The following is a 17477-nucleotide window of genomic DNA, read 5'->3' on the forward strand; positions in this document are numbered from 1 at the left end:
GGCGTGTGATCGATAGAGAGCACGCCTCGCTGACTCGCGAGGGGCGAGTGAGCGAGTGTGCGAGCGAACGAGTCGGTTGGGGAGGGTGAGGCCGGGCGGGACTGATACGGTTTACTGTACGTCATTTCCGTCGCACCCGCGACCCGGGCGGCGGGTGCGCCGGTAAATCGGTACAGTAATCCGTATGAAAGGGGCCGGTGGGCTCGAGGAAGGCGGACGAAGTAAGCACCGCAACGAGCAACGCGAGTGAGGAGCACAACGAGTTCTCCGACTCGAGCACGCCGAGGGCTTTCTGGGTGCCCGAAGTCACAAACTCAGAAAATGTATAATTTGAAATAATATACAAAGCCCGATTATGTTTATTCCCGCCACGCTAGACTCACACCCGGTGTCGAACGGGACTCGAGGGCAGACCACCGCGGCGGTACGTTCGTATTCGCTGCAACGGGGAGTGGAATTTATATGTGTGCTGGCACACCTGATAGATATGCTTCCAGTGCTGGGCGACGCCAGTATCTATCTCCGTGTGTGTTCGTCGACGGTGATCGGGTGACGATGCGAGAGACCCTCCACAAGCAGGTTATGGCGAAACGAGAGACGCTTCGAATCTACGGTTACGGGCTCTGTATGGGGAGCGCCGACGCCCTCCCCGGCGTCTCGGGCGGGACCGTCGCGCTCTTGCTCGGCTTTTACGGCCGGCTGATCGCGGCGATCACCGCGCTCACGCCCTATCGCGCGGCCACCGTCTTGCGTGGTTACGATCCTGACAATCGCGAGCACGCACGCGAGGCGCTCCTCGAGATGGATCTGCAGTTTCTGCTCCCGCTCGGCGTCGGCATGGTAACGGCAGTCGCCCTGATCGCGGGCACCGTCTCCGCGCTGGCCGACAGCCACCCCATCGCCGTCTACGGCTTCTTTACGGGACTGATCGGCGCCTCCGCGATCGTTCTCGGTCGAAGTCTCGAGTTCTCGTCGCTCGAGCACGCCCTGGCGGGCGCGGCCGGAACCGGACTCGCCGTACTCGTCGCCAGCAACGTGATCCAGTTACCCGGCAGCGGCCCGACGCTGATCTTTCTGGCCGGCGCGCTCGCGATCAGCGCGATGGTTCTGCCCGGAATCTCCGGTGCGCTCATCCTCATCCTGCTCGGCCAGTACGAGTTTCTCGCGGGCGAACTGACGGCCCTCCTCGAGTCGCTGGGCGGACTCGCCTCGGGCAACGGCTCGCTCGCGGCCGTCCTCGAACCGGGAACGACCGTCACCGTCTTCGTGGTGGGCGGGTTCGTCGGCTTGCTCTCGATCGCTCGGGTCGTTCGGCGCGCCCTCGAGTGGCGTCGCCAGCTAACGCTGCTCTTTCTCGTCGGGCTAATCGCCGGCTCGATACCCGCGCCGCTGCACAACATCGCGGAGGTCCATCCCTGGACCACCGAGATCGCGATATCGACCGGTGCGTGGGCGCTGCTCGGCGCCGTTATGCTGTTCACGCTCGACATCCTCGCCGGCGGGTTCGACCCCGAATAACCGGCTCGTCTGTCGTCCGACAGTCACGGTTCCGAACACAGCGGCAGCGGAAAACGGTCGCGTCGCCGGCAGCGATCAATCGTGTCGGAAACTTCGCTGCCCCGTAAACGCCATCGCGATGCCGTGCTCGTCAGCCGCCTCGATCACGTCGTCGTCGTTGACAGAACCGCCGGGCTGGACGACAGCCTCGATACCCGCTTCGGCCGCCTCCTCGATGCCGTCCGGGAACGGGAAGAAGGCGTCCGACGCCATGACCGAACCCTCGGCGTCCTTGCCTTCGGCGTGTTCGTCGGCCTTCATCGCGGCGAGGCGAACGGCGTCGACGCGAGAGACCTGTCCCATGCCGATCCCGACCGTCTCCGTCCCGTCGGCGAAGAGAATACCGTTCGATTTCACGTGTTTGAGCGTCTGCCAAGCGAAGACCATCGACTCGAGTTCCTCGTCCGTGGGCTCTCGCTCGGTGACGACCTCGAGGTCGTCGACCGAGATCGACTGCAGGTCGCGTTCCTGGACGAGGCGGCCACCGACGAGCGGTTTCTCGGTGAAGCGTTCGGTTCGCTCGCCCAATTCGCCGACATCGAGTACGCGAAGATTGTCCTTCTCGAAGAGCACCTCGAGGGCGGCCTCACTGTAGCCGGGCGCGACGACGACCTCCTTGAAGGAGTCGACGATCTGCTCTGCTGTCTCGGCGTCACACTCGCGATTCAGGGCGACGATCCCGCCGAAGGCGCTCATCGGGTCCGTCGAGAGCGCCTTCTCGTAGGCCTCGGCGAGTGAGTCGGCGGTGGCACAGCCCGCGGGATTCGTGTGCTTGATGACCGCCGCGGCGGGCTCGTCGAACTCCTTGATCAGGTTCAGGGCGCCGTCGGCGTCGTTGTAGTTGTTGTACGACAGCGCTTTCGCACCTTCGTTCAACTGCTCGGCGTGGACGACGCTGGCCTCGTCAGTGGTGTAGTCGGCGTAGACCGCGGCGTCCTGATGTGGATTCTCGCCGTAGCGGAGCGTGTCCGCTCGATCGTCGGAGACGAGCCGTCGACCTGGCAGCCCGTCGTGATCTTCGTCACCGACCGTCGCCACGTCGGTCTCGACCGTGACCTCGCCTGCCTCGAGGTCGACGTCGACCGCGCCCTCGGCGAACCACTGCACCGCTCGCGGGTACGCGCGGAACTCCCCTTTGTAGAGGACGCGTTCTTTGAGACTCTCGGCGTCGTCGCCCTCGTAGACCGGAATCGGTTCCTGGGTGACGACCGGGCCGGCGTCGACCTCGGTCTCGACGACCGCGCCGTCGTCGTCGGTCGCGTCCGTCACGACGTGGACCGTACAGCCCGTCACCGAGACGCCAGCCTCGAGGGCGTCGCCCCAGGCGTCCATGCCGGGAAACGACGGGAGCAACGAGGGGTGGACGTTCAGCGTCGTCGGCACCGCCGAGAGGAAGGTATCCGAGAGGATGCGCATGTAGCCGTCGAGACAGACCAACTCGAACTCGTAGTCGGCAAGCGCCTCGAGGACGGCTTCCTCGTGTTCCTGACGGTCCATCCCGTCCTCGAGCGGAACGACCTCGGTCGGCATACCACGCTCGGCGGCGGCCTCGAGCACCGGCGCGTCCTCGCTGGTGGCGAGCACGACCGCGAGTTCGGCCCCGCCTGGCTGTCGATCCGCGATGTTCAACAGGTTGCGCCCTCGGTTGCCGGCCATCCCGGCGATTCGCGTCATAGACGTATGCCCAGCCGCGAGGACAAAAGCCGTTGCGGTCTCGAGTCCGTATATACCCACGTTCGTGCATCGATACTGCGCGAAAGGCGCGTCCAATAAGTCCGATATGCACGCTCGTGGGTCTGGCGGATCGCGGTTTCGATACCCCTTTTGCACTGGAACGGAACGAGACCGACAATGACCGATACGGATACGCTGTACGCCGTTTCGCCGCTCGATGGCCGGTACAGTTCTCGGACCGCGCCGCTGTCGCCGTACGCGAGCGAGGCCGCGCTCATGCGCGCTCGCGTTCGCGTCGAGGTCGAGTACCTGATCGCGCTCGCAGACCTCGAGGCGACCCCGCTCGAACTGACGTTAGAAGACCGCAACCACCTCCGGGCCCTCTACGAACACTTCGCCGAGGAAGATGCCCGCCTGATCAAAACACTCGAGACGGAGGGCCACGCCGGCTTCGAGGCGACGAATCACGATGTCAAAGCGGTGGAGTATTTTGTGCGCCACCGCCTCCCCGACGACAGCGACGCCTCGGCGTGGATCCACTTCGGGCTGACCAGCGAGGACGTCAACAACCTCGCCCACCGACTGCTCGTCCACGATGCCGTTTCCGAGGTGCTCCTGCCGGAACTCTACGACGTGCGCAATACCCTCGCCGAGATGGCTCGCGACTATCGCGACCTGCCGATGCTCGCCCGGACACACGGCCAACCCGCGACGCCGACCACCTTCGGCAAGGAACTGGCCGTCTACGCCGCGCGGCTGGGTCACGCAACGGGTCGCATCCGCACCGCGACCGACGACCTCCGTGGGAAGCTCGGCGGCGCGTCGGGCACCTACGCCGCCCACGTCGCGGCCTACCCCGACGTGGACTGGCAGACCGTCGCCGAGGAGTTCGTCACCGATCAGCTTGGACTGAAATTCGAACCCCTCACCACCCAGGTCAACCCCTGTGACGACCTCGCGGCCGTCTTCGATGCCGTCCGCGGGGCCAACGACGTATTGCTCGATATGGACCTTGACATGTGGCTCTACGTCTCCGATCGGTACCTCGGTCAGGAGGCCGTCGAGGGCGAAACCGGCTCCTCGACGATGCCCCACAAGGTCAACCCGATCGACTTCGAGAACAGCGAAGGGAATCTCTCGAAGGCCAATTCCGATCTCACCTTCCTCGCCGACTACGTCACCACCTCCCGGCTCCAGCGTGACCTCTCGGATTCGACCGTCAAGCGCAACATCGGCGCGGCCTTCGCCCACTGCCTGATCGGCTACACCAAAGCCGCCGCCGGCCTCGAGAAGGTCGTCCCTAACGATCACGTCATGCGCGAGGACCTCGAGTCGACGCCCGAAATCATCGGGGAGGCCGTCCAGACGATTCTCCGCCGGGAAGGCCAGGCAGACGCCTACGAGCAGGTCAAGGCCCTGACCCGCGGAAAGTCAGTTACGCTCGAGGACTTCCGCGACCTCTTCGACGACCTCGAGGTCTCTACAGATGTGCGTGAAGAGCTTCGCGAGTTGACGCCGGTGGGGTACACCGGCGTGGCCGACGAGTTAGTCGACGACCTCGAGTAAGCGCGGCGCCAGCAACCTGTCTGCCGACGGTCACCGGTATCATCCTGGCTGGAACGCCGATTCCGTCCGTCAGCCGACAGCCGCCCCGAGAAACGTGAAGGGCTCGGTAGGAGCGAGCTGATCGGATACGTCCCCGGCGAAGACGGTCGATTGGTCCGGGCCGAGCTGGAGTTGCTGGGTATCGGCCCCGGGTGAAAAATCGACCTCCTCGAGGTCGACCCAGAAGGCGTTGGGCATCAGGGCCGACTCGAAGTAGTAGATCAGGTCGTCGTGATCCGCGACCGTTCGCCACCGCGTCGAGGAGATGTGTGGCTCGTTCGGCGTACTGATGCCGTGGGGGACGGAAACGTTTCGGATGACGCTGAAGACGCTTGCCGTTGCCATCCGTCGATCCTCGACTTTCGGGATCGCATCGACGTAAAAGCGCGCCCTCGTGAATCGATCGGCCGGCCGATTCGTTCCCGGTAACATGACCGTGCCGCCGATATCGTTCCAGTACTCGGCCAGCGCGAGTTGCTCGTCGAACGTCGGCGAGTTGGTCATCACCTGATAGTCCCGGCTGTGATGGACGACGAGCTCGCCGTCGACGTACTCCATGATCGCGCTGTCGCCGGTCGCATCCGAGAGGGACAGATGAAGCGCCGCCAGACGGTCTTCGCCGGGGACCGAATCAGTGACGACGACGAACGCCTCGTCCCGGACGTGTTCGACGGCCTCGGCCACGGTCGCGAAGTTGTCGAGCATATACTGGGCCCACAGCGAGATCGAAATTGCGGGGGTCTCGCCGTCCCAGTCGGGATACTCGGACTCGGGCAACCACAGCAGGTTGGCTACCAAGCCGGCTTCGTTCATTCCATCGGTCGTGGCGACGTCGTACGCAGTTGCGACCACGCTGCCGTAGTCGGCCGTCCACGCCATCGATGCCGGTCCGACTTCGCCGCTGCGCTCGAGGCCTCGAGGCAGCGTCCAGACGTTGGTACCGATATCTCGCTTCCAGTCCATGGATCGGGCCGTAAGCACGCGCTCGCCGGTGCCGAGATAGACCAGTCGCGTACACATCAGGCTGGGACCTCCTCGGCCGCGAACGTTTCCCGGCGGGTATCTTCTTTGTCCGGCGAGCGGTTCGTCCGGATCACCTCGGGATCGTACGGTGCAAGGTCCTCGACGACGCGGTCTTGGGAGACCTCGTGAGCCAGCATGAACACCGCGGAGTGACCGGGTTCGATCGTGTCGGCCACCTCGTCGATGAAGTCGTCGTCGATGCCGACGTTGGCAAACTCGCCGGCGAGTGCACCCGAGCCGACTAGACTGTTTGCGTGTTTTACTCTGGCGTGGCCACCTTCATCACGGACGACGACCGCTGCGTCGTCGAGCTGTAACAACTCCTGTTTCTGGAGGTCGTAGAGATCGTCTCGAAGCTCTCCCGCGCCGTCCATCGAATCGAACGCGAGTACGATTAGCTCTTTCATCTGCAGTGGTTGCACACCGATACAGCTGTTAAATGTTTCACACGATGAGCGGGAAGACTGTGTTGATGAAGAGTCACCGAGATCAAACGACCACTGCGAACAACAGGACCGCGAGCCCGACCATCACCGTCGCGTGTTTCGCGCCGGCGCGAACGTCGCCCGTGCTCAACTGTCCGGCTATCAGCCCCGAAAGCACCCCCTGGACGAGCGTCGCGTGATAGAACAGCGTCGTGTAGGCCGCTCGGTCCGCCTCGGAGACGCCACCGAGTCCCTCGACGGCGGTCGCCTCGGCGGCCTCGCCGGCACCCGACGCCGGAAGGTTCGGCAGGAGATACGCCGACAGCACCGCGACGATAAACAGGAACACGAAAAAGGCCACGTAGACGACGACCATGTACTCGACCATCACCTGTGCGCGCTCGCGTTTGAGCCGCCGATCGGTGGCCGCCTGCTGGCCGGCGATCCGAAGCACCGTCGCGAGATTCCCGCTCGCGTTCATCGCTTCGGTGAGGACCGTGACCGCTCTCGAGACCGCTCGCGTTCGTACCCGGTGGTCGAACCGACGGAGTGCCGTCTCGAGGTCGGCCCCCCACTGGATGTCGGCCCAGACGCGGTCGAGTTCCGCGCTGAGCGGCCCCAACTCCGAATCCCGAACGTGATCGATCGCCAGTACGATCGACGTGCCGGCTTCGTTGACGCTCGCGAGACGGTCGAGCAGGTCCGGCACCGCCCCTTCGATGGCGTCGATGCGGCGACGATGAAGTTCGTAACAGATCGCGAACGTAGCGAGAACGAACAGCGCAGCGAGCGCGATGGTGTCGTCGATGGCAGCCACGTCGAACCCCTCGGCGGTTACCGCCGAGGGGAGTTCCCAGAGGACCACCACGAGTGCGATCGGAACGGTCATCGCGAGGACCAGGTTCGGGCGCTCGAGCAGCGTCTCGAGCGGGTTGCCGAGCTGGTCACGGGTGGCTCGGAGCCGTTTGTAGTACGCGAGGCGGTCGATCGTCTCTCGTGCGTGTTCGGGAAGAGCGCCCGAAGGGACGCCGCCGTCGGGCTGTGGCCGGTCCCGGCTGTCAGCCAGTCCGGGTGCGACGACGTCGGGTTCGTCGGTCGTGGCCGTTCCGGGAACGATCGAGTCGGTGACCATGCTCAGGTAGATGATGAACACCAGATTGCCAAGCGGCAAGATGACGTAGATGAGCGCCTGTAGCGGCTCGAACGTGCCACCGACGGCGATGCCGATGACGATGAGAATGGTGATCAGAAAGAGCGGCCCGGCGACCAGCACCGTCACGTAGGCTTCCGCGAGCGTCCCCAACAATCCCAGTACCTGCTCTTGCTGGGACTCGGCTTCGTCCTGGTAGTCGTGGTACTGGCGCTCGAGGAACGCAGAGAGGCTGTGGCCGCTCTGGAGGACGCTGACGAGGTTCTCGGTAAACTCGCCAAACTGCGAACTCGGCGAGTGCCGTCCCATTCGCTGGAGGGCGGTGACGACGTCGACGCCGAAGGTGTCCATGTGACGGACCGCGACCGAAAACTCCGCGGCGGCTTCGCCGTAGGTCTCTTCCTGACGGGCCACGATGTGGATCACTTCGGGAATCGACATCCCGCTTCGGGAGAGGGCGTAGACGAACGCGATCGTCGAGGGGAGTGCGGTTTCGATCCGGCTAGCACGGCGGTCGGCGATATAGGCGGGGTACCACCAGCGAAGCCAGTAGATCGCCGTCCCGACGATGGCACCGATCGTAAAACAGGCGACCGAAAAGAGGCCGAACAGTTCCCAGGCCGACAGCGCGGGGAGGCCACCGAGGTTCGCCAGGAACGTAAGCGGGCCGGGAAGCGCCGCCGCCAGCGTCTCGGGATCGATCGCGAGCACGAGCAGGACGGCCCAGATGAGATACAATCCGAGGATCGAACCGACGATCGCGGCCGTCCCGGCGTACAGCATCGTCTTCGAACCGTACTCGCGGTAGGTTACCGGCAGGTGTGCCGCCCGGAGGGCCTGCTGCCGCTGGGGATGTTCCCGGCGAAACTCGTCGATGTAGCCGCCGAAGATCTGAATCGACGCCCGCGTCAGAAGTCGATCGACGCCGGTGTGGACGGCCGCGAGGGCGATCGGCACGGTAAGACACGCGGCGACCACCAACGGGACGACGTTCGTCAGCGTCATTCGCCGATCGTCTCGAGGACACCGTCCTTGTCCGTGTAGTACTCGTTGACCAGCGCGGTAAAGCGTCGGTAGTCGGTGATCTCGTTGGCCCGGAGATACTCGAGAAACGCCTGCCGGTTCTCGAGTTCAGTCAGCAGTTCGGTCTGGTCCCAGCCCCGCTCGTCCCGGATCGCCGTCAGCAGCTGACTGCCCTGGGACTCGAAGCTGTCGGAGTCGCTATCCCAGGTGTAGGCCGTCGAGTAGTCGAGTTCGCCCGTTCGCTGGTCGATACCTTCGATCTCCGCGAGCACCTTGTTGCGCCGGACACGGCCATCCTCAAGTCGGGTGAGCGTCTGCACCGAGAGGATGTCGAGGCTCTGGACCATCGGCCGCGGGACGTTGATGGGTTCGTTCTCCAGGCGATTGATCACCGTCTGGACGGAGTCGGCGTGCATCGTCGAGTAGGTCGTGTGACCGGTGTTCATCGCCTGGAAGAGCGTGATCGCTTCCTCGCCGCGGACCTCCCCGACGACGATGTACTCGGGACGGTGTCGCAGCGCCGAGCGCAGGAGATCGTACATCGTGACATCGGTGCCCTCGTGGAGTCGCTCGCGCGTGACCGAGGAGAGCCAGTTGTCGTGATACAACTGGAGTTCGCGGGTGTCCTCGATCGTCAACACCTTCGACCGTGGCGGGATGAACATCGAGATGGCGTTCATGCTCGTCGTCTTCCCCGAAGCGGTGCCGCCCGCGAAAATGAGACTCTTGTTGTGCTCGATCGCCAGCCAGAGGTAGGCCATCTGCTCGACGCTGAAGGTGCCGTACTCGAGGAGATCGATCGGCGTGAACGGCTCGTCGGCGTACTTGCGGACGGTAAAGGCAGAGCCCCGTGGCGTTACTTCTTCGCCGAGTGCCAGTTCGGCCCGGGAGCCGTCGGGCAGGGTCGTCTCGACCATCGGATCGCCGATCGAGATGTGTCGCCCGGAGTGTTGGGCCAGCCGGACGACGAAGCGATCGAGCTCGTCCTTCCCGAAAGCGACGTTCGTCTCGATGTCGGTGTACTCCTCGTGGTAGACGAAAATCGGGAGATCGTAGCCGTCACAGGAGATGTCCTCGACGTGCGGGTCGTGCATGATCGGATCGAGCTGCCCGTATCCCCGGAAGTCCCGATGGATGACGTAAAATAGCCGGTAGAACGTCTGCATGTCGATCTGGGCACCGTACCGCTCGAGGTACTCCGTGATCGTCTCTCGCAGCAGCGTCTCGACATCGTCGGTCTCGCCCCCTCGGTAGAGCAACGGATCGCGAATGTCCTCGAACAGCGTCTCGAGGAGTGCCCGTTCGTCGGCCCGGAGCGTCGGTTCGACGACACGGTACTGGTGGTGATTCTGCTCGGGATCGTAGCCGATCGTCACGAACGCAAACGGCGCGTTAACCCAGTACCGATCGACTTCCTCGAGACCGTCGACTTCGTCGGATTCGACCAGTGGACCGTGACCGGCCGGATCGTACGCGACGACGTCGAGTTCGATCCCGCGAACCGCCTCGAGAATACGCCGAGCAGTTCGGTGGACGCGCTCGAGCGTCGTCGCCGGTGATCGGTCGCTCTCGGTGGCGGCGGTATCCGTCCGTGGGTCGCTGTATTGAGACATCGTCGTGCCCACACCGGCGGTTGTAGCGAGATATCGCGTCGGGGGCGTCTTAAATCGGGTGGCCAGATCGACGGCCGATGGCGTCGATTGGCCTGCCGGGGTGCGTTACGTTCATACGGTGGGAGCGCTTACCGCCGGTACGGAATGAGGCGCGAGCACTTTACGTTAGACGTTAGCAATGTCGACTGGGTCGAAACCGATGGCGAACCAAAAAAACCTGCCGTATCGATCGAGTTTACTGGCCCAGAGTCGATGCTTCGCGAGCGCCTCACCGGGACCGACGGCGACGTGCTCGCAGCGAGCGAAACTGATGTCGCGCTTCGACTTCAGGAGCCACTCGGGGACGATGCCGACGGCGTCGTCAGCGTCACGAACCGCATCACTGGCGAGTTCATTCTCGAGCTCAACGAGGCGGCCGACGATGTCTTGCAGTTCATCGCCGCCGCTCGCGGCTACGGCGAAAGCACGAACGACGACGATGGACGGTACGACGTCTCGATTACGCTCGAGGGCGCGGACGAGCCGTTCGTCAGCTACGACAAACAAACGTTTCTGGTCTACGACGAGGAAGGGAGTCTCCTCCGCCAGCACAGCCTGATCCCGAGCGGCGTCGAACTCTGAGACGGACTGGTGTCGTTCGATACCGGTGATCGCTCGAGCGAGTCCACCGATCACCGGAAACCGCGACACCAATCCGTACGATAGACTGCGATACCACGAGCCACGAGCCCGAATACGGCGCCAATACCCGATAGTTCGCTGCTGTTTCCAGCGGCTCGAACTCCCGGGGCGTTGGAACGGACCGGCAATTATAAGTGTTTTAGGCACCCCTAAAGAAAACTGTATGCCAGCGGAAGCCGGCGGGTCGACGATATCGAACGAACGGTTCGGCAGGACGACGACCAAGAAACCCACGGAAGCGTCGGTGACCAACGACGACATCGTCCTCGAGCTCGACGGCGTTGGTAAGGCTTACGGCACCGAGACGGTTATCTCCGACCTCTCCGTCTCCGTCCACGACGGCGAGATTCTGACCCTGCTCGGTCCATCCGGCTGTGGCAAAACGACGACGTTGCGCCTGATCGCCGGCCTCGAGAAGCCCTCGGACGGACAGATTCGCCTGCAAGATGTCGATGTCGCGGGGAACGGCCAGTTCGTCGCTCCCGAAAATCGCGGGGTCGGCGTCGTCTTCCAGGAGTTCGCACTCTTCCCGCATCTCACAGCCCGCGAAAACGTCGCGTTCGGCCTCAAAGAGTGGCCCGCCGAAAAGCGTGAGACACGCGTCACGGAACTGCTCGAGTTAGTCGGCCTGGCGAGTCACGGCGAACATTATCCCGAAGAACTCTCCGGCGGCCAACAACAGCGTATCGCCCTCGCGCGGTCGCTCGCACCCGAACCCGAGATGCTGTTGCTCGACGAACCGTTCTCGAATCTAGATGTCGACCTACGCGTCGAGATGCGCGAGGAGGTTCGCCGAATCATCAAAGAAGCCGGCGTCACGGCTATCTCCGTGACCCACGACCAGGAAGAGGCGCTATCGATCTCCGATCGGGTCGCCGTGATGAACGAGGGTGATATCGAGCAGATCGATCGCCCCGAGCGCGTCTTTCAGGACCCGAAATCGCGTTTCGTCGCTGGGTTTCTCGGCCACGCGAGCTTCCTCTCTGGTGCCGTCGAAGGCGACCACGTCGATACGGCGATCGGGCGCGTTCTCAGAGACGACGTCAACGGACTGGCCCACCACTACGACGGAACCGAGATCGACCTACTCGTCCGTCCCGACGACGTCACCGCCTACCCCGCCAGCACTCCCGAGTCGAACGGGCAGGTCGTCTACCGACGGTATCTCGGTCCCACCGTTCTCTACCGGGTCGAGCTCGATTCGGGCGAAACCATCGAGTGTATGCACAACCACTCGGATCGGATCGATCTCGACGAACGCGTCGCGGTCAGGGTGACCGCCGATCACGACCTCGCCTGGTTCCCCGCAAACCAGCGCGAGACGTCGACTCCCGACTCCGCCGACTGAGACGGGTCACTGCAAGTCAGTTCCGGTCCAACCACGACCGTCTGTGAGACGTGCCGTCCGTGGTCGCCGTCACCTTCGGACCCGCCGTCTGCTCGTGTTGGTAATGGCCAGCAGGAATACGTCCGACGTGCGAACCGCCGATTCGAGGGCATTTGAGAGCGTCCTGCACACAATCCTTAAGCCGAGACCGTGCTTACAGGTGAGCATGCACAAGGACGAACTTCTCGAGCTCCATGAAGAACTCGTCATCATCATGGAGTACTTTTCAGAGCGCGAGGAGGTCGACGAAACGCTCTTCGACCCCTACCGCGAACTCGACGTTGATCCCTCACACGTCCACAAATCGAAAAGCGAACACAAACACGCGGTTTTCGTCCTCGGGAACGCACTGGCAAAGGCAATGAGCGAAGACGAGTTCTCGAGTGCCGGCCGAATCGGGAAGCGAATGAAAGAACTCGCCGAAGACGCCGAGTCGAAGATCTGAGTTCGGCGACAGGAGTCGCTTGGCAGTCGAGGACTGGAATATATCTCGCGGACATCCTTCCTAGAATTCACCACGTTGGATCACTAGGCGAAACGTATTTGTTCCGGTCTTCGCTTGTTGAACTATGGACCCGCGCACGAAAGAGCGCGTCGAACAATGGGACTCTCGCCCGTTCAGTGACGGTTACGATGGGCTTTCTGATCTCGCTGATACTGGCTTTTCCGGTGCCCTCTGTGTTACTGACACGTGGCTGTTCATGCTCAACGGCCGCATCGTCGGCATCTTTGGCGGCGACATCGAAGACATCGACGGCGGTTCCGGCACCGTCTACCAGGCCCCCCACCCGTCGCTCCCGCTGTTGTGTTCGATGGAGGAACGCGGCGGCGAAACGCGGGCGCAATACTACACCAACGACACGCCTCTCGAGGAAGTCGACGATACCCTTCAGGACGGCTCGTTTACGGGCTACGTCGAGCTGAGCGAGAACGTCCTGAGTGGCGATTACTACGCCGTCTACTACGGCGGCCGACGCATGGCCGCTGCCTACATTGGCAATGCGGAACGCCTGATCACCGGCGAGGAGGCGTTCGATCGAGCGGCCGGCGAGGTCGGCATCTACACCGTCATCGACGTCGACATCGAGGTTACTGACGTCCCCTCGAGCGAGAGCCAGAGCGGATCCGGAGCGGCTTCTGGCACCGCCACGACGACCGATAGTGGAACCGATGCCGGCGTCGGACCGAGCGGTTCGACACCGGACGAGGGGCCAAACCAATCGCCACCCCGTGTCGACGATTCGCTCTCGGGCGTCGGCCCGACTGACTCGACCGACGACGGCCTCCACGCCGGGGACACGTCCGAACCCACCGCCGACCCGACGGCGTCCGGGATCGAACCGATCGATATCTCGGGGTCGAATCAGTCGTCATCCGAGGCGAAGTCGTCGCCAGACAACTCGATAGAGGGGATCACCGGCGGAGAGTCGCTCCTCGACGAGACCGACGACGAGGGCGTCACGACGAGTGACACACTGTCGACCGAACCCCACGACGACGTCGATCACGGTGGCAGTACTGACGACGAGACCAGCACCGACTACGACGCGTCTGGGAGTCCCGTCGAGGACCCGGACAGTGTCGACAGTCGGTCGACTGGATCGCCGACCGAGTCGGCCACCGACGAGCCCTCGAGCGCCGACGCCGAGACGCCCGACAGCGCCACGCACGCACAAGAATCGGCCGACAGCTCCGAGGGGCCGGCTGGTCAATCCTCCACGCTCGATCCGGACGAAGTCGAGGCGGCCGCCGCCGAACTCGAGGAAAGCGAAATCTCCTGGGACGAAAGCGAGGGGATGGTCGAGGCGGATCAGGGAGCGGAGACGGCCGAGGACCGGCGCGTCGGGCAAGGCGATGTCGAAGAGCCCACGGTCGCTGCGACGGAGACCGAGCAAACAACCGACGACGCGGCGGCGGATCGCTCGAGCGAGGACGAGGCCGAGAGCCAGCAACTCGAGAAGGAGTTCGACGCCGAAGAACAGTGGCGAGAGACCCGACGCATCCCGTCGATTGATCCGGAGAAAACGGCCGATCCCGACACCTCGCCAGCCGACACCGCCAATCCAGACGCCGAACCCGCCTCCGGCGGTGCAATGTATGCCGCGGAGACCGCCGACACCACGACCCCGACGGCCGAGGCGAGTGGCGATGCGGCTCGCCCCCAGCAGGGCCAATCGACGTCCCGCCAGTCCGATCGCGGATCGAGCAACAATCGTCGGTCGAACTCGTCTCAACGGGAACCATCGCCGTCGACCGACCGACTCCAGGCGCGTCTCGAGCGACTCGAAGACCAGCGCGATCAACTGGCCGAAACGGCCGAACAACTCGAGGCCGAACGCGACCAGTTACAGGCCGAAAAACAGGAACTGGCCGGCCGCGTCCAACAGCTGCAGGCGCGGATCGACGAACTCGAGGCCGACCTCGAACGTGCCCGCTCGGAGGAGGCGTCGGACATCGCCCAGGCGAGCACGCAGTTGTCGCCACGCGATGCGCTTTCGGGAACGAACCTGTTCGTCCGCTACGATTCGAAGAGCCAGCCGACGCTCAAGACGGCCCACGACGGCGACGCGGACCGCGAAGAGGTCGCGTCGAATCTCCGTCTCGAACATCACACCGAGTTCGACGAATCCGATGTCGCCGTCGCGGGCCAGGCCTACGAGCCGTTTCTCACGTCGACGATGTCCCACCGGTTCGTCGACTGGCTCACCGAAGTATTACTCTACGAGATTCGAGACACTGGTCACGCCAACGGACTGGGTGATCTCTACGACGCGATTCCCCGGATCGACCGGGCCGAACTCCAGTCGACGGTCTCGCTTGCGGAGGACGATACCGAGGACGTTCCCGACGAGGTGACCTTCGATGTTGTCGCCTACGACAAGATGGGGAACCCGCTCGTCCTCGTCACGCTGAACGATTCCCGCGAGCCGGCGACCAAGGAGATGCTCGCTGGCCTCGAGGAAGCCGCCTCCGCAGTAAAAGCGAACTACCCCGAACTCGCGGCAGCGATCGCGGTCACCTCGAGTTACTTCGAACCCGGCGCGCTCGAGGTGACCGAACAGGCCACGACGGCGAGTCTCCTGAGCCGGAGCTCGAAGTCGAGTTACGTCAATCTCTCGCGCAAGCAGGGGTATCACCTCTGTCTCGTCGAGTCCCGCTCGGAGGGATTCCACATGACCGTTCCCGAACTGTAACTCCCACATGGACGGCCGTACTGTTCGTTGCTGGATGCTGCAGGCGTCGAACCGACGATTTGTATGCTGATCGCAACTGGACGGAGACACGACGACAGTGTCGAACGCGAGCGTGACACGGCGTTCGATGCGACTACGAACGCCGTCGACGGGAACGCATCCCGTCAGCTACAGAGAGAATTAGCCTTCGATTTCGGCGACGTCTTCGATCTTCATACCCTCGAGTTTGTCGACGATGTCGTCGATCTTGCCGTCGAGTTCGTCGACGAACTCTGCGGTGCGTTCGGTCTTGATCGCACCCTGGCTCGATGGCTCGATGAGGTTTTCTTCCTCGAGAACGCGAAGCGAGTACCGAACCTTGTGATGTGGGTAGCCGGTCTCGTTCGACATCTTGACGATCCCGATCGGTTCGTTTTCGATGACCATTTTCAGGACCTGCAGATGTCGTTCCAGCATATCAACTTCCTTCTCAAGTCGGTCTATCATGGCATTTGTTAACTTGTCTTTGGGCCTTTTAAAAGTTACTCTCGCACGCTGAGACGACCACTCTCAACGCGGGATTTGTTCTTGATAGTAGTTAACGCTTCGGATCACGGCGACGTTTCCGACGGCGTCGGCCCGGAAGCGCCGAGCAGGTGTTCATATGTGTGTATATCTGGCGGTGTCGACGCCGTCAATACCGTAATCTGTTTATCGGCCCGGCAAGAATCCGGCGCTGTTATGACCGTCACAATCGTCGGGTCGCAACTCGGCGACGAAGGCAAAGGTGGCGTCGTCGATCTCTACGGCGAGGCCGCCGACGTCGTCGCCCGCTATCAGGGTGGCGACAACGCTGGACATACCGTCGTCCACGACGGCGAGACGTACAAACTGTCACTCGTGCCATCGGGCGCCGTCCGAGGGAAGGTCGGCGTCCTCGGCAACGGCTGTGTCGTCAATCCGAGAACGCTGTTCGACGAGATCAACACCCTCCAGGACCAGGGACTCGATCCGGACGTCCGGGTCGCAGAGCGTGCACACGTCATCCTCCCGTTCCACCGCGTGCTCGACGGCATCGAGGAGGAGGTCAAAAGCGAGGACGATCAGGAAGTCGGCACGACCGGCCGCGGTATCGGCCCCACCTACGAGGACAAGGCCGGCCGCCGCGGCGTTCGGATCGGCGATCTGCTCGAGCCCGAGGTCCTGCGCGAGCAACTCGAGTACGTCGTCCCCCAGAAGCGCGCGCTCGTCGAAGACGTCTATGGCGTCGATATCGACGACCTCGAAGATCCCGACGCGTTCGACGTCGACGCACTCTTCGAGGAGTTTCGGGACTTTGGCCGCCGACTCGAGGAAGAAAACATGGCCGTCAACGCCAGCGCATTTCTCACGGACGCGATGGCAAACGGCGAAAACGTGATGATCGAGGGCGCACAGGGGACGCTGATCGACATCGACCACGGCAATTATCCGTACGTCACGTCGTCGAATCCGACGGCGGGCGGTGCCGCAACTGGAACGGGGCTCAGCCCCGGCGTCATCGGCGACGGCGAGATCATCGGGATCGTCAAAGCCTACCTCACCCGGGTCGGCAGCGGGCCGCTCCCGACGGAACTCGGCGGCGTCGCCGGCGACACGCCGGGATACGACGACGACAGCGACGGCCCCGACGAGGAGCTCGCGACCTACATCCGTGACGAGGGCGGCGAGTACGGTACGGTCACCGGCCGGCCGCGTCGGGTTGGCTGGCTCGACATGCCAATGTTGCGCCACGCCACGCGCGTCAACGGCTTCACGGGTCTCGCTATCAACCACATCGACGTGCTGGCCGGTCTCGACAAGGTCCGTGTCGGCCACAGCTACGAACTCGACGGCGACGAACTGCTTACGATTCCGTCGACGACCGAACAGTGGCAGCGCTGTGAGGCGTCCCTCCGACCCTTCGACGGCTGGCCCGAGGTCGACTGGGCCGAGGTCGCGAACGAGGGCTACGACGCGATTCCCGAAAACGCCCGCACCTACCTCGAGTACGTCGCCGACGAACTCGATGTCCCGATCTACGCGGTCGGCGTCGGGCCGGGCCGCGAGGAGACCGTCGTCGTCGAAGACCCCCACGAGTAACCCAGCGCTGGCTCGAACCGCTTCGGAGCGTTCCCGAAACCTTTT

The 17477-nt window shown here is 63.4% G+C and carries 13 protein-coding genes; 7 read left to right on the plus strand and 6 right to left on the minus strand.

Going from position 1 to position 17477, the window contains the following annotated elements; all coding sequences use genetic code 11:
• The first annotated feature begins 555 nt into the window (after window positions 1-555).
• On the plus strand, window positions 556-1518 hold the full coding sequence (locus tag D8Y22_RS20095) for a DUF368 domain-containing protein (RefSeq protein WP_141466424.1): 963 nt from the start codon (window positions 556-558) through the stop codon (window positions 1516-1518).
• A gap of 75 nt (window positions 1519-1593) precedes the next feature.
• Here D8Y22_RS20095 and purH read toward each other — a convergent pair whose 3' ends face one another.
• A complete protein-coding gene (gene purH / locus D8Y22_RS20100) occupies window positions 1594-3231 on the minus strand; it encodes a bifunctional phosphoribosylaminoimidazolecarboxamide formyltransferase/IMP cyclohydrolase (protein WP_141466425.1) in 1638 nt (545 codons plus the stop codon).
• 177 nt (window positions 3232-3408) lie between these two features.
• Between purH and purB the strand changes: the two genes are divergently transcribed.
• Window positions 3409-4797 (plus strand): adenylosuccinate lyase, encoded by a 1389-nt coding sequence (gene purB / locus D8Y22_RS20105; RefSeq protein ID WP_141466426.1) that lies wholly within the window; start codon window positions 3409-3411, stop codon window positions 4795-4797.
• 69 nt (window positions 4798-4866) lie between these two features.
• Here the strand turns inward: purB and D8Y22_RS20110 are convergent, their stop codons facing one another.
• The 4 genes from D8Y22_RS20110 to D8Y22_RS20125 form a co-directional block, all read right to left on the minus strand.
• Window positions 4867-5856, minus strand: coding sequence for a linear amide C-N hydrolase (locus D8Y22_RS20110; protein WP_141466427.1), 990 nt, complete (start codon window positions 5854-5856; stop codon window positions 4867-4869).
• Window positions 5856-6266 carry a DUF1269 domain-containing protein gene (locus tag D8Y22_RS20115; RefSeq protein WP_141466428.1) on the minus strand — a complete coding sequence of 137 codons (411 nt, stop codon included), beginning with the start codon at window positions 6264-6266 and terminating at the stop codon, window positions 5856-5858. The genes D8Y22_RS20110 and D8Y22_RS20115 overlap by 1 nt, the downstream gene beginning before the upstream one ends.
• 82 nt (window positions 6267-6348) lie before the next feature.
• Complete coding sequence (locus D8Y22_RS20120; protein WP_141466429.1) at window positions 6349-8439, minus strand: type II secretion system F family protein; 2091 nt, start codon at window positions 8437-8439, stop codon at window positions 6349-6351.
• Window positions 8436-10070 (minus strand): type II/IV secretion system ATPase subunit, encoded by a 1635-nt coding sequence (locus D8Y22_RS20125; RefSeq protein ID WP_141466430.1) that lies wholly within the window; start codon window positions 10068-10070, stop codon window positions 8436-8438. Before D8Y22_RS20125 ends, D8Y22_RS20120 begins: the two co-directional genes overlap by 4 nt.
• A 144-nt stretch (window positions 10071-10214) precedes the next feature.
• Here D8Y22_RS20125 and D8Y22_RS20130 point away from each other — a divergent pair, with 144 nt between their 5' ends.
• The 4 genes from D8Y22_RS20130 (at window position 10215) to D8Y22_RS20145 (ending at window position 15332) form a co-directional block, all read left to right on the plus strand.
• Window positions 10215-10691 carry a DUF5793 family protein gene (locus D8Y22_RS20130; RefSeq protein WP_141466431.1) on the plus strand — a complete coding sequence of 159 codons (477 nt, stop codon included), beginning with the start codon at window positions 10215-10217 and terminating at the stop codon, window positions 10689-10691.
• Window positions 10692-10914: 223 nt separating this feature from the next.
• Window positions 10915-12099, plus strand: coding sequence for an ABC transporter ATP-binding protein (locus tag D8Y22_RS20135; RefSeq protein WP_141466432.1), 1185 nt, complete (start codon window positions 10915-10917; stop codon window positions 12097-12099).
• Window positions 12100-12304: 205 nt separating this feature from the next.
• Window positions 12305-12583, plus strand: coding sequence for a UPF0058 family protein (locus D8Y22_RS20140; protein WP_141466433.1), 279 nt, complete (start codon window positions 12305-12307; stop codon window positions 12581-12583).
• A gap of 124 nt (window positions 12584-12707) precedes the next feature.
• The gene (locus D8Y22_RS20145) at window positions 12708-15332 is read left to right on the plus strand and encodes a DUF7527 domain-containing protein (RefSeq protein ID WP_141466434.1); all 2625 of its coding nucleotides are present in this window, start codon (window positions 12708-12710) and stop codon (window positions 15330-15332) included.
• Window positions 15333-15512: 180 nt separating this feature from the next.
• Here the strand turns inward: D8Y22_RS20145 and D8Y22_RS20150 are convergent, their stop codons facing one another.
• Window positions 15513-15818 carry a hypothetical protein gene (locus D8Y22_RS20150; RefSeq protein WP_006181938.1) on the minus strand — a complete coding sequence of 102 codons (306 nt, stop codon included), beginning with the start codon at window positions 15816-15818 and terminating at the stop codon, window positions 15513-15515.
• A 234-nt stretch (window positions 15819-16052) separates the two neighbouring features.
• Here D8Y22_RS20150 and D8Y22_RS20155 point away from each other — a divergent pair, with 234 nt between their 5' ends.
• Complete coding sequence (locus tag D8Y22_RS20155) at window positions 16053-17432, plus strand: adenylosuccinate synthase (protein ID WP_141466435.1); 1380 nt, start codon at window positions 16053-16055, stop codon at window positions 17430-17432.
• The last annotated feature ends 45 nt before the right edge of the window (window positions 17433-17477 follow it).

It is taken from the genome of Salinadaptatus halalkaliphilus (genome assembly GCF_006543045.1).
In the GTDB taxonomy this organism is placed as follows: domain Archaea; phylum Halobacteriota; class Halobacteria; order Halobacteriales; family Natrialbaceae; genus Salinadaptatus; species Salinadaptatus halalkaliphilus.